General features: G+C 58.4%; 11 protein-coding genes. 6 read left to right on the top strand and 5 right to left on the bottom strand.

Translation table 11 applies throughout. The features are described from left to right. Nucleotides 1-15: 15 nt before the first annotated feature. Complete coding sequence (locus tag NIM86_RS00580; RefSeq protein ID WP_253378309.1) at nucleotides 16-534, bottom strand: histidine phosphatase family protein; 519 nt, start codon at nucleotides 532-534, stop codon at nucleotides 16-18. A 199-nt stretch (nucleotides 535-733) separates the two neighbouring features. Between NIM86_RS00580 and dksA the strand changes: the two genes are divergently transcribed. The 4 genes from dksA to alaS all read left to right on the top strand — a co-directional run bounded on the left by dksA (nucleotide 734) and on the right by alaS (nucleotide 8,050). Next, nucleotides 734-1,165 (top strand): RNA polymerase-binding protein DksA, encoded by a 432-nt coding sequence (gene dksA, locus NIM86_RS00575; protein WP_253378307.1) that lies wholly within the window; start codon nucleotides 734-736, stop codon nucleotides 1,163-1,165. A 185-nt stretch (nucleotides 1,166-1,350) separates the two neighbouring features. Further along, the gene (cckA, locus tag NIM86_RS00570; protein ID WP_371872819.1) at nucleotides 1,351-3,978 is read left to right on the top strand and encodes a cell cycle histidine kinase CckA; all 2,628 of its coding nucleotides are present in this window, start codon (nucleotides 1,351-1,353) and stop codon (nucleotides 3,976-3,978) included. 143 nt (nucleotides 3,979-4,121) lie between these two features. Further along, nucleotides 4,122-5,207, top strand: a complete 1,086-nt coding sequence (recA, locus tag NIM86_RS00565) for a recombinase RecA (RefSeq protein ID WP_253378306.1) — start codon at nucleotides 4,122-4,124, stop codon at nucleotides 5,205-5,207. 185 nt (nucleotides 5,208-5,392) lie between these two features. Beyond that, complete coding sequence (gene alaS, locus NIM86_RS00560) at nucleotides 5,393-8,050, top strand: alanine--tRNA ligase (protein WP_253378305.1); 2,658 nt, start codon at nucleotides 5,393-5,395, stop codon at nucleotides 8,048-8,050. Here the strand turns inward: alaS and NIM86_RS00555 are convergent. From NIM86_RS00555 to NIM86_RS00545, 3 genes are all read right to left on the bottom strand, one after another. Further along, on the bottom strand, nucleotides 8,047-9,387 hold the full coding sequence (locus NIM86_RS00555; RefSeq protein ID WP_253378304.1) for a DNA polymerase IV: 1,341 nt from the start codon (nucleotides 9,385-9,387) through the stop codon (nucleotides 8,047-8,049). The genes alaS and NIM86_RS00555 overlap by 4 nt on opposite strands. Nucleotides 9,388-9,471: 84 nt before the next feature. After that, on the bottom strand, nucleotides 9,472-10,122 hold the full coding sequence (locus NIM86_RS00550) for a hypothetical protein (protein ID WP_253378303.1): 651 nt from the start codon (nucleotides 10,120-10,122) through the stop codon (nucleotides 9,472-9,474). After that, entirely contained in the window at nucleotides 10,119-10,412 is a 294-nt protein-coding gene (locus NIM86_RS00545) for a DUF3572 domain-containing protein (protein ID WP_253378302.1), read from the bottom strand. Before NIM86_RS00545 ends, NIM86_RS00550 begins: the two co-directional genes overlap by 4 nt. A gap of 185 nt (nucleotides 10,413-10,597) precedes the next feature. On the opposite strand from NIM86_RS00545, the gene NIM86_RS00540 reads away from it, so the two are divergent. Next, nucleotides 10,598-10,969, top strand: coding sequence for a response regulator (locus NIM86_RS00540; protein WP_094078022.1), 372 nt, complete (start codon nucleotides 10,598-10,600; stop codon nucleotides 10,967-10,969). A 38-nt stretch (nucleotides 10,970-11,007) separates the two neighbouring features. Further along, complete coding sequence (locus NIM86_RS00535; protein ID WP_253378301.1) at nucleotides 11,008-12,378, top strand: PleD family two-component system response regulator; 1,371 nt, start codon at nucleotides 11,008-11,010, stop codon at nucleotides 12,376-12,378. A 348-nt stretch (nucleotides 12,379-12,726) separates the two neighbouring features. On the opposite strand, the gene rpmG is transcribed toward NIM86_RS00535, so the two are convergent. Continuing rightward, on the bottom strand, nucleotides 12,727-12,894 hold the full coding sequence (rpmG, locus tag NIM86_RS00530; RefSeq protein WP_253378300.1) for a 50S ribosomal protein L33: 168 nt from the start codon (nucleotides 12,892-12,894) through the stop codon (nucleotides 12,727-12,729). Between the last annotated feature and the right edge of the window lie 23 nt (nucleotides 12,895-12,917).

Raw genomic sequence — 12,917 nt, 5'->3', positions numbered from 1 at the left:
TGAGAAGTGAAGCCGTCAGCCGGCGTTGAGATCTTGCGGTCGCAGGAACATTCGAAGGTAGCCCTTGTCGGGTTGAGCGCTGTGGATCGGACCGTCGAGGTCGATGATCGCCAGCCCGCAGGCGGCGAATCCCGCCCGCAATCCTCGCTTGGCGGCGGGCTCTCCATCCGCCGAAAAGGCAAGGGCGACGTCTTCCATCATCGGGTTGTGGCCGACGACGAGAAGGGACCCGTCTCCCGCCGCTTCTGTTATGAGGTCGGAGTAAGTGCCGATATCGGAGTGATAAAGCTCGTCGAGATAGGTGGCGCGCTCCGGATCGGTGCCAAGCCCCTTGGCCAGTTCACCCCAGGTCTGCCGCGCCCTTACGGCCGTGGAGCAAAGGACGCGGTCCGGCACCAACTGGCGTGCTCTCATGACGCCTCCGAGGCGTTTTGCATCGCCAAGGCCAGTCGGCTCGAGCGGCCTGTCAAAATCCTTCATCCCCGGTTGCGGCCAGGCGGCGACGGCGTGACGCAATAGATAAAGTCTGCTCATGAGCGAGCATTTGCCCCCGAATTCGTGAACCGCCAGCTAACCGGATCGCCATGTTCTACGCAAGCGAGCGGAACCGTCAGGTCTTTTTCCAGTTTTCTGAAAAGATGCAATTTTTCTTATGGAGAGCGCCCTTGTGCCGAATCTAGGCTTTTCGTATAGGGCACTATGGCTTCATGAAACGACACGCGGGGAGAGTCGTATGCTTGATGCACTAGAAAAAGAGTCGTTGCCGGCAGGTTATCGACCCAATGAAGATGAGCCGTTTATGAATGAGCGGCAAAAGACCTATTTTCGTGCAAAGCTGAAAAGTTGGAAGGACGAGATTTTGCGCGAAGCGCGCGAAACACTCGAAAGCCTCCAGCAGGAAAACGCCAATCACGCTGATTTGGCGGATCGCGCGTCGTCCGAAACCGACCGCGCCATCGAATTGCGCGCAAGGGACCGCCAGCGCAAGCTGATTGCCAAGATCGACGCGGCGCTTCGCCGTATCGATGAGGGGACGTACGGCTACTGTGAGGAGACGGGCGAGCCGATCTCTTTGCGCCGTCTGGATGCGCGGCCCATCGCGACGCTTTCAATCGAGGCGCAGGAGCGGCACGAACGGCGCGAGAAGGTCTATCGCGACGATTAAGCCGCTTCGGGCCGGCGTTCGATAGCTCGAATGGAGGGGCACCGGTCAATCTGCCGGTGCCCATTTCTTTTACGTGGTGCGCAACGGTCTGCCGTGACGTGACGCTGATGGCTTGCTGTGGCAAGAAGGCAGAAAGGGATTCGCCGCCTGGAACTGATCCGGACGGCTGAAGCGGGGAAGGCGGCGTGACGCCAAAGCAGGAAGCGGTGACGGACAGGTTTTATCCGACGCCCATGATCGATGAGACCATGCGGCCGGGGCCGGTAGCGAGGCTTTTGATCTTCGCAGCCGTCCTTACCGTGACGTCAGTCATGTTTTTTCTTTTTCGCGAACAGCTGGAAGAGCCGGTTCTGCTGGCGTTTCTAGGGCTTCTGGCGATGATCGGCGTCGGCTACCTGTTTGCCACCGTAGTAGGCATCGTAAAAATTGCCCCGCGTTCCGCCAGCGATGAACTGTCGCGCGCTTTCGTCGATACGATGGCGCATGGATTGGTCGTGACTGACGGCCGCGATCGCATCATCTATGCCAACCGTGCCTGGGCCTCCCTTACAGGCGCGATCGACGCCAAAGATATTCGCACGCCTCGGTCTTTGCTCAGTGATGAGCCCAATGCCGGCCCCATTGTCGCTCGGCTGGACAAATTACTCTCCGATGGAAAGTCGGGCGAGGGCGAGTTCCGGCTGGCAACAGCTATCGCACCGGGCGGAGAGCCGGTTCCGCACTGGTATCGGCTACGCGCGAGAACGTTTCAGGTGCCTGGCCAGAGACGACCTGCCAGCGCTTGGCAATTGATGGATATCACCGAAGAGCGTACCGAGCAGGAGCGCTTTTTTCAGGAATTGCAGCACGCGATCGATCATCTCGATCACGCGCCCGCCGGCTATTTTTCCACCGATGCCGACGGCCGCCTGACTTATGTGAACGCAACGCTGGCCGAGTGGCTTGGCTTCGACCTTGGCTCGTTTCTCCCGGGCCAGACGTCGCTGGCGACAATCGTGGCTGGCGACGGAATGGCGCAGATCCGCTCCGTACGGGCGCCGGCGGGCAACACGCGCGACGCAGTGCTCGACCTCGATATGGCGACCGTCGATGGAGCCGCGCTACCGGTGCGGCTGATGCATCGGGTGACGACCAATCGCGACGGCTCGGTGTCTAACGCGCGTACTATCGTTCTGAACCGCACATTCGCCAATGATGTGACCGCCAATACCGGGGCGGCTGAAGCGCGTTTCACGCGATTTTTCAATTCGACCCCGATGGCCATCGCCTCGGTCGATGAAGAGGGACGGATCGTGCGCACCAATGCGCCGTTCCTTCGCCTATTCTCCGCCATGGTGGACCAGGCGGCGCTCGACCACGATGTGCGGTTCGAGAACGTTATAGCCGATGCCGACCGCCCGGCTTTCCGCAAGGCGCTGCAACTGGCCAGCGATGGGCAGGCCGATATAGCGCCGCTGGAAACCTGCATGCCGAGCGCGCCCGACAGGCAATTGCGCTGTTACATTCATGCGGTTGTCGATGCCGGCGTCTCTGAAGGAGAAGAAGAGGCCCGTCGCGAGGTCGGCATTGTCTATGCGGTGGAGACGACCGAGCAGAAAGCGCTGGAACAGCAGATGGTCCAGAGCCAGAAAATGCAGGCCGTTGGCCAACTTGCCGGCGGCATCGCGCATGACTTCAATAATGTGTTGACCGCTATCATCATGGCGACCGATCTTTTGCTGATCGATCACCGACCGACTGACCCGTCCTTCCAGGACATTATGAACATCAAGCAGAACGCCAACCGTGCAGCATCTCTCGTGCGGCAATTGCTGGCGTTTTCGCGCCGCCAGACGTTGCGCCCGGAGGTGCTGGACCTGACGGACGTCATGGCCGACTTGCGTATGCTTCTGACACGTCTTGCCGGCACCAAGGTCGATCTGAAGGTGGAGCACGGGCACGATCTATGGCGCGTCTTCGCCGATCTCGGACAGTTCGAGCAGGTCATCGTCAATCTGGTGGTCAATGCGCGCGATGCGATGGCGGATGGCGGCAAGGTCACCGTACGCACCCGTAATATTTCCGAGACCGAAAGCCGGGCGTTCGATTATCGTGAACTGGAGCCGGCGGACTACGTTGCCATTGAGGTGCAGGATACGGGTACCGGCATAGAGCCTGACGTCATCAAGAAGATTTTCGAGCCCTTCTTTACCACCAAGGAAGTCGGCAAGGGCACCGGCCTCGGCCTCTCCATGGTCTACGGTTTCGTCAAGCAATCCGGCGGTTTTGTCTATGCCGATTCGACACCGGGGCAGGGAACGGTCTTTCGCATTTTCCTCCCGCGATACAGTCCTTCTGCGGCTGCCGAGGCAGCAGAGGCCGAAGCGCTCGCCGTCGAACGCAACGGCGCTTCTGCGGCAAAGGCGGACGCCGCGACGGCCTCGCGCGAAGATCTGACCGGGACAGCGACCGTGTTGCTGGTTGAGGACGAAGATGCAGTGCGTATGGGCAATGTTCGTGCGCTGGCAACGCGCGGTTATAACGTCTACGAGGCCGCTTCGGGGGTCGAAGCGCTGGAAGTGTTCGACGAATTGGCCGGCGAAGTGGATATTGTCGTCTCCGACGTGGTGATGCCGGAGATGGATGGCCCGACACTGCTGCGCGAATTGCGTGCCCGCAACAATATGGTGAAATTCATTTTCGTTTCCGGCTACGCTGAAGAAGCCTTCTCCAAGAACCTTCCGGAAGACGCCAATTTCGGTTTTCTCGCCAAGCCCTTTTCTCTCAAGCAGCTCGCCGCGACGGTGAAGGAAATGCTGGAAAAGGATGACTGAAAGCGGAACGCTCGCAGAACAAAATTCAATATCTATTTAAATTCAATGGATTGCTGCGCTTGAAAAAAGAGAACAAAAAGGATACAGATAAATACAGGACAGCCCGATAGGCGGGCTAACGAAGCAACGGCACGGGTGCTAAAATGGCGCAGAATTCGTTACGGCTGGTCGAGGATAAGACGGTGGACAAATCAAAGGCGCTGGATGCGGCCCTTTCACAGATCGAGCGCTCTTTTGGCAAGGGCTCTATCATGCGGCTCGGACAGAACGAGCAGGTGGTGGAGATCGAGACGGTATCGACCGGCTCGCTCGGTCTGGACATCGCTCTTGGCATTGGCGGCCTGCCGAAAGGGCGCATCATTGAAATTTACGGGCCGGAAAGCTCGGGTAAGACCACCATGGCGCTTCAGACCGTTGCCGAGGCGCAGAAAAATGGCGGTATTTGCGCCTTTGTCGATGCCGAGCATGCGCTCGATCCTGTCTATGCCCGCAAACTTGGCGTTGCGCTCGAGGATCTTCTGATCTCGCAGCCCGATACGGGCGAGCAGGCGCTGGAAATCGCCGATACGCTCGTTCGTTCCGGTGCGATCGATGTGCTGGTGGTCGATTCGGTCGCTGCTCTCACACCGCGCGCCGAGATAGAAGGAGAGATGGGCGATTCGCTTCCGGGAATGCAGGCTCGCCTTATGAGCCAGGCGCTTCGCAAGCTCACCGCATCTATTTCCCGCTCCAATACCATGGTCATTTTCATCAACCAGATCCGCATGAAGATCGGTGTGATGTTCGGCTCGCCTGAAACGACGACAGGCGGTAACGCTCTGAAGTTTTACTCGTCTGTCCGCCTGGATATTCGGCGGATCGGAGCGGTCAAGGACCGCGACGAGGTGGTCGGGAACCAGACGCGCGTCAAGGTTGTCAAAAACAAGATGGCGCCACCATTCAAGCAGGTCGAATTCGACATCATGTACGGTGAAGGCGTTTCGAAGACGGGCGAACTTATCGATCTGGGCGTAAAGGCTGGAATCGTTGAGAAAAGCGGATCCTGGTTTTCCTATAATTCGCAGCGGCTCGGTCAGGGGCGCGAGAACGCCAAGGAATTCCTGCGGACCAACCGTCCGATTGCCGATGAGATCGAGATGGCCCTTCGCCAGAACGCCGGGCTGATTGCCGATGGTCTTCTTGCTGATGAAAACGGCAGTGACGATCTGGACGATGTCGCTGAAAACTAGACGACATTTTCCAGAAGTTTGTGAGGGCTCGTCCGCATCGGACGGGCCTTTTCTTTTGTGTGCTGGCGTCTATCCCGCCCAGTCGACACCGTATCGTCATGGACAGTCCCCGACAGTCCGTCTAGAACCCCGGAAAATCCATGTCTTCGCCGGATAGACCGGCTACAAATCAGGGATAGCATCGCATGAGCGGCGTGAATGAAATCCGGTCCACTTTTTTGAATTTCTTCGAAAAGAACGGACATCGGAACGTGGCGTCGGCCCCCCTCGTGCCTCACAACGATCCGACCCTGATGTTTGTCAATGCGGGGATGGTGCCGTTCAAGAATGTCTTCACCGGGCTGGAGCAGCGCCCGTATTCGACAGCGGCATCGTCGCAAAAATGCGTCCGTGCCGGCGGTAAGCATAACGATCTCGACAATGTCGGCTATACGGCCCGCCATCACACGTTTTTCGAGATGCTGGGTAACTTTTCGTTCGGCGATTATTTCAAGGAACGCGCGATCGAACTGGCTTGGACGCTGTTGACAAAGGAGTATGGCCTGCCGGCGGAGCGTTTGCTGGTGACGGTTTATCACGATGACGATGAGGCGGCCGGTTTCTGGAAGAAGATTGCAGGCCTTTCCGATGACAGGATTATCCGCATCGCAACCTCGGACAATTTCTGGTCGATGGGCGATACTGGCCCTTGCGGACCCTGCTCAGAGATTTTTTACGATCACGGCGAAGGCATTCCCGGAGGCCCCCCCGGCAGCCCGGACGAAGACGGTGACCGCTTCATCGAGATATGGAATCTCGTCTTCATGCAATTTGATCAGATCGAGCCGGGCAAGCGCGTCTCGCTTCCGCGGCCGTCCATCGATACGGGCATGGGGCTGGAGCGCATTTCGGCCGTTCTCCAAGGCGTCCACGACAATTACGAGATCGATCTTTTTCAGGCGTTGATTGCGGCTTCGGCCCAACTCACTGGCGTTGAGGCTGCGGGTCCGCGGCAGGCGAGCCACAAGGTCATTGCCGACCATTTGCGCGCCTCCGCCTTTCTTGTCGCCGATGGCGTTCTTCCATCGAATGAAGGGCGCGGCTACGTGCTTCGCCGGATCATGCGTCGCGCAATGCGTCATGCCCAGATATTGGGGGCGGAAGAGCCTCTGATGCATCGCCTGGTGCCATATCTCACTCGTGAGATGGGTCAGGCATTCCCGGAGCTTGTCCGGGCCGAAGCCCTGATTTCGGAAACGCTGAAGCTGGAGGAAACACGCTTCCGCAAAACGCTGAGCCGCGGTCTCGTTCTGCTTGAAGAAGCGAGCGAAGCGCTTTCCGCGGGCGATGTGCTGGCGGGCGAAACAGCTTTCAAGCTTTACGACACTTATGGCTTTCCGCTCGATCTGACACAGGATGCGTTGCGCCAGCGTTCCATCACGGTCGATACCGAAGGTTTTGCAGCGGCGATGGAACGGCAAAAGGCCGAGGCCCGTGCGGCATGGTCCGGCTCGGGTGGAGCCGCTGATGACCAGATATGGTTTCGCCTCCGCGATGAGCTCGGAGCGACCGAATTCCTTGGCTATACGACGGAACAGGCTGAAGGTTCGGTGCTCAGAATCGTTCGAGACGGTGCCGACAGTTCCGAGCTGAAGGCCGGCGAAAGCGGCTTCGTCATTATGAACCAGACACCTTTTTACGGCGAATCGGGCGGTCAGGTCGGTGATACCGGCGCCATTTCCGGTGATGGGGTAAAGGGTCACGTCACGGACACGCAAAAGCGTGCCGATGGTTTATTCGTTCACGCGGTGACAGTGGATGAAGGCACGCTCGTACCTGGTGCGGCGGTCGAGCTACGGGTCGATACGAAGCGCCGCTCGGCGATCCGCCGCAATCATTCTGCAACCCACCTTCTGCACGAGGCGCTGCGTCAGACTCTTGGAACGCATGTCGCCCAGAAGGGATCGCTTGTTGCGCCCGACCGTCTGCGTTTCGACTTCTCGCACCCCAAACCGATTGACGATGACGAGATCCAGACCATCGAACGCGTGGCGAATGCGGTCGTCGATCAGAACAGTCGCGTCTCGACACGCTTGATGGGGGTCGATGACGCCATAGCATCCGGCGCCATGGCTTTATTCGGAGAGAAATACGGTGATGAGGTCCGTGTCGTCTCTTTGGGTGATCCTGCGGCCGATGGCGAAAAAGCATGGTCGGTTGAATTATGCGGCGGTACCCATGTCGGCGCGACAGGTGATATCGGCCTGGTGCGGATCGTTTCCGAAGGCGCCGTATCGTCGGGCGTCCGGCGTATCGAAGCGCTCACCGGAGAAGCGGCGCGGTCTTATCTTGCCCAGCAGGAAGAGCGTTTGCGGCAGATCGCCGGAGCGCTCAAGACGTCGCCCGCCGAAGCGCTGGACCGGCTGAGCGCCATTCTTGACGAGCGCAGGAAGATGGAGCGTGAATTGGCGGAAGCCCGGCGTAAGCTGGCGCTGGGCGGCGGGGCATCCGCCGTGTCCGATACCGGGCCCGAAACGATTGGCGATCTGGCTTTCCTCGGTAAGGTCTTGGACGGCGTCTCGCCAAAAGATCTCAAGCCGCTGGTCGATGAAGCGAAACAGACGATCGGCTCGGGCGTCATCACCTTCATCGGTCGGGGAGAAGATGGCAAAGCCTCCGTCGTCGTCGGTGTCACGAGCGATGTCACGGGCCGTGCCGATGCAGTGGCGCTGGTGCGTGAAGCGTCTGCCGCGCTCGGCGGTAAAGGCGGCGGGGGACGCCCGGATATGGCTCAGGCAGGCGGTCCGGATGCCAGTAAGGCCGAGGAGGCGCTTGAGGCCGTGCGTTCGGCGCTTCGCGGCTAGCTCTCCCCGGAAAAATCCGGCGGCGCATCGTCATCCTTTGGTGAAAGGTTGACGCCACGCGAAATCTTATGGCCGAACGTGTAGCCGGTCTCCACAGCTCGCCCGCCGAAACGGCGGCGTAGCTGATCGATTGTTTCCTCCGCGCTTGCCAGGCGCTGCGCACGTTGGTCGACCAAATCGGGCGGATCGGCCAGCCGGTCGCTTACGAGTTCAGACAGGCCCACGCCGATCAGCCGAAAGGGTGTGCCATCCGCCTCGCGGCGAAGCAGGTCGAGCGCGATGTCGAAGATTCGACCGGGTCGTCGTGTCGGGTCGGCGAGAGTCCGGTTGCGGGTGCGGCTCCGGAAATCGGCGGTTTTCAGTTTTAGCACCACCGTTTGGCCGGCCAGCGCCTCATCCTTCAGCTTGCTGGCGATCTTTTCCGACAGACTGCGCAGAATGGGAACCAGTTCGTCTAACCTGGAAAGATCACTGTTGAAGGTGGTCTCCGACGACAGACTTTTGCGGTTACGATCCGGAACGACCTTTCGGTCGTCCCGTCCTTCGGACAAAGCTTTGAGGCGCTGCCCGCCATTGCCGTATCGGCGCAAAAGCTTCTCCTCGCTCATCGCCTGAAGATCGCTGATATGTTCGATACCGTCCTTTCGCAAAGCGGCTTGAAAAGCGGGACCGACACCCGGCAATCGGCCGACAGGTTGGCGGGCCAGAAACGAAACGGTCTCCGCTTGGCCGATAATGGAAAAGCCGCGCGGCTTATTCAGGTCGGATGCCATCTTGGCCAGAAATTTGTTGTGCGACAGGCCGACGGAGACCGTAATTCCGATCTCGGTCTGAATGCGCCGAGCGAACTGCGCCAATGTGTAGGCGGGCGGCGCCTTATGCAGACGCTCCGTGCCGGAAAGATCGAGAAATGCCTCGTCGATCGAGACCGGCTGCACGAGCGGCGTCAGCTCTTGCATCATCGCCCGGATTTGCCGGCCGATGTTTGCATATTTCGCCATATCCGGGCGGATGATGACGGCGTCAGGGCAGAGCTTCAATGCTTTGAACATCGGCATTGCGGAGCGCACACCGAAAATCCGCGCCTGATAACAGGCTGTTGTAACAACTCCGCGCTTGCCGCCGCCAATAATGACCGGAAGGCCAGCAAGCTCTGGCCGGTCGCGTTTCTCGACCGATGCATAAAAAGCGTCGCAATCGATATGGGCGAGGCTGAGATCCGACAGTTCCGCGTGGCGAAGCAGCCGTGGCGACCCGCAATTTGGACAGCGTTTGGCGTTGCGAATCTCTGTGTTGAGGCAGTCCCGGCAAAATCCTTGAGCGAGATCGATTGTCATAGCCGAATGCCGCCGGATGATGTTGCGCGGGGTCTCTCCGCCCATTTTAGCGTTCGATTGGCGCGCTGGCCAACGATGAAATTATCAGACGCCGAGAGCCTGGCGCGCCTCGGCCGCCGCCATGTACCAATCCTCCGCCGCAATGACAGAATCGGGCAGGGGAGGCATCAGGGCCTTCATCGGCCGGTGAGCCATAAGGTGGATCAATGCCGCGCCCGGCATGGCTTTGCCAACCGAAAGGAGATTGTATGCCATGTCGTCTATGAAAGCGACGGGTGCATCGCGTCCGCCGTGCAAGAGCGCGACGGCTGGTCCTTTCGCCTTCTCGGTCGTAACCAGCGGATAGGAAACGGAAAGAGATGACAGTAATGCCTCACGAGCCTCGAAATGACGATGCGGCATGGCCGTCAGAAGCACGATCTGTACCTGGTCTGCCAGTGGTTCCAGGGCATCCGGAAAGCCGGGCGCTAATGTCTGCCAGTCGTGCTGAACTTCGAAAAACCTTGTAACCAATTCCTTGACGGTTGTTTTGGATGCCTCGGCACCGTCTGCATCGAAAATGTTTCCATCAAGCGCAAACGAAATCGGGCGGAACGAATAATTTTCTGATTTGAGCCAACTCATGAACGGCCCGAGAAACTCCAGAACAACTTCATCAACATCGAGCACAAGCAAGGGACGGTTGTCGGCGGCGATTGATTCGATCTGTCGCCTTGTCTGAGGATCGTCGCTCATGGCTGTCTGTCCCATTCATCCCTTCCACCGGGCAAATGACGCGCTGCCTTGACGACACGTTCGGGCGCGATGCCGGACTGGGCTGAAAAGTCCATAAGGGTGGGCTCATGCGCCAGTACGAATGCCAGTACGCCGCCGAGAAAGCCGGGTTCCGCCGCGGCAGAGCGGATTTCCGATATGGTGATCCCGGTGAGCGAAAGAAAACGGGGCAGAAGAACGGAATCGGCCGCGATGTAGCTTAGCGCTGCAATCGCTATTTCTTCGGGTTCATCCGCGTGGTTATCGGGCATTCAGTCTACTCATGTGCTGGGTCTAGCTTTTCTAGTGCCTGCGTATTCAACAGGTTGCACCGTGGAATAAGCGCCAGTTTGCGTTTCATCAATCAAATCGCGCTAGTGTGGTGGAGAATTTTGCGTATGGCGTGGTGAGTACCGCCATGGCGTTCGATGAAAATCGATAAGGAGAGAGGTCGTTCATGGCCAAGACCGTGATGATCGTCGAGGATAACGAGCTGAATATGAAGCTCTTTCGCGATCTCATAGAAGCGTCGGGCTATGAGACGGTCCGGACGCGCAATGGCCAGGATGCACTGGATCTGGCGCGCGAACACCGCCCGGACCTCATTCTCATGGATATTCAACTGCCCGGTCTCTCCGGGCTCGAAGTGACCAAGTGGCTAAAGCAGGACGACGAACTGCACACCATACCGGTCATCGCGGTAACGGCCTTTGCGATGAAGGGTGATGAAGAGCGCATCAGGCAGGGTGGTTGTGAAGCTTATATTTCAAAACCTATCGCTGTTGGTTCCTTCATGGAAACAATTCGCTCCTATCTCGGTGATGGATAATTGGCCGGGCAGTCCGGACGCGCATTGGGGGTAGACTGATGACAGCTCGGATACTGGTGGTCGATGACGTTCCGGCCAACATTCTGCTGTTGCAGACGCGGCTGAGCGCCGAATATTTCGACGTGGTGACAGCGGAAAACGGCCTGCAGGCCCTGAAGGCTTGCGCCGAACAGGCCATCGATGTGGTGCTGCTCGACATTATGATGCCGGACATGGATGGCTATGAAGTCTGCGAACGGTTAAAGGCCGATCCGGAGACGGCTCATATACCGGTCGTTATGGTGACGGCTCTCGATCAGCAGAGCGATCGGGTGCGTGGTTTACGCGCCGGCGCTGACGATTTCCTGACGAAGCCCGTCGATACCATGCAGCTTCTGACGCGGGTCAAAAGCCTGGTTCGCCTTAAAAATCTCTCCGATGAATTGCGGCTTCGAGCGGCGACGTCGCGCACTATCGCGATCACCACTCTGTTGACGGGTGCGGAGGAAGCAGCCCGACAGCCATCTATTCTTCTGATCGACGAACGCGAAGGCTCGGCAGCCTGCTTGTCCGCGAGCCTGGAAGGCTGGGCAACGATCAAGCACCAGAGCGATCCGCAAACCGGGTTTTTCGATGCGGTTGAAGGCCAGTGCGATCTCGTCATGGTCGCAACCGGCTTCAAGAATTACGATCCATTGCGGATCATCGCGCAACTGCGGTCGATAGAGCGGACACGCTTTACACCGCTCATGCTGATTGCCAATCCGGAAGAAACGGACGTGGTGACGCGGGCGCTCGAACTTGGCGTGAACGATTACGTCACCCGACCGGTTGAGCCGCAGGAGTTGAAAGCCCGGATCACGACCCAGTTGAAGCGTAAGCATTTTCACGAGGGACTGCGCGCCAGCCTGACCGAAACGCTACAACTCGCCATTACCGACCCGCTGACGGGACTGCACAATCGGCGTTATCTCGAGGGGCATTTGCAGACGCTTTTTGATCGGGCCGTCAAACGCGGAGCGCCACTTTCGCTGATGATGATGGACCTCGATTTCTTCAAGCAGGTGAACGACCGACACGGTCATGATGGCGGCGACGCGGTGCTACGCGAGTTCGCTCAAAGGCTCCGGCGAAATGTTCGCGGAATGGATCTGGCCTGCCGCTACGGCGGCGAGGAATTTATCATCATCATGCCGGAGACCGATCAGCGGACGGCCCGGCAGGTTGCGGAACGCTTGCGGGCGGCCATTGAGGCATCGCCATTCCCGCTTGGCCCAGGCAAGCCCGATATCGACGTGACCGTATCAATCGGCGTGTCGTCATTGGGGGAAGAGCAGGAGACGACAAATTCTCTCCTGAAGCGTGCCGATATGGCGCTTTATTCCGCCAAAGAGAACGGCCGTAATCGGGTTATCGACGATGCGGCATGACGCGAAACCCCTTCAATATTAACCAATTCGCAGGCTTTCCGCGCCGCATTCTTAAGAATCGGTTGATTTCCGTCACCACTTGACGAATCGTATTATTATGAAACAGACGCATCCGTCCTGTTTCAGAAGAACACCCCTCGATGCTCAGGTCCGCCGCATCTCCTGGGTTCTTGGGGTCAGTCGGTCGACGGCATTCTTATCGGTTTCCTCGTACCGTGAGTGTTCGTCGACCGGCTCCTTATCTTCAGATATTACCCGAAGTTCACCATCCAACATTCTATAGGTAAAGAAAAACCGGGCGCTAGGCGCACCCGGTTCAAACGTTCGATGCAAGTCGCGACGGCGACGTTACTTGATTTTGGCCTCACGGAAATCGACGTGCTTCTTGGCGATCGGATCGTACTTCCGCTTCACCATTTTTTCCGTCATCGTCCGGCTGTTTTTCTTTGCTACGTAGAAAAATCCGGTATCCGCCGTGGACTGCAGCTTGATTTTGATGGTCGTGGCCTTCGCCATGGTCTTGCTTCCGACAGTTAGAG

The organism is Notoacmeibacter sp. MSK16QG-6, assembly GCF_024158145.1.
In the GTDB taxonomy this organism is placed as follows: Bacteria; Pseudomonadota; Alphaproteobacteria; order Rhizobiales; family Rhizobiaceae; genus Notoacmeibacter.
This window is presented reverse-complemented; position numbering and strand designations above follow the sequence as displayed.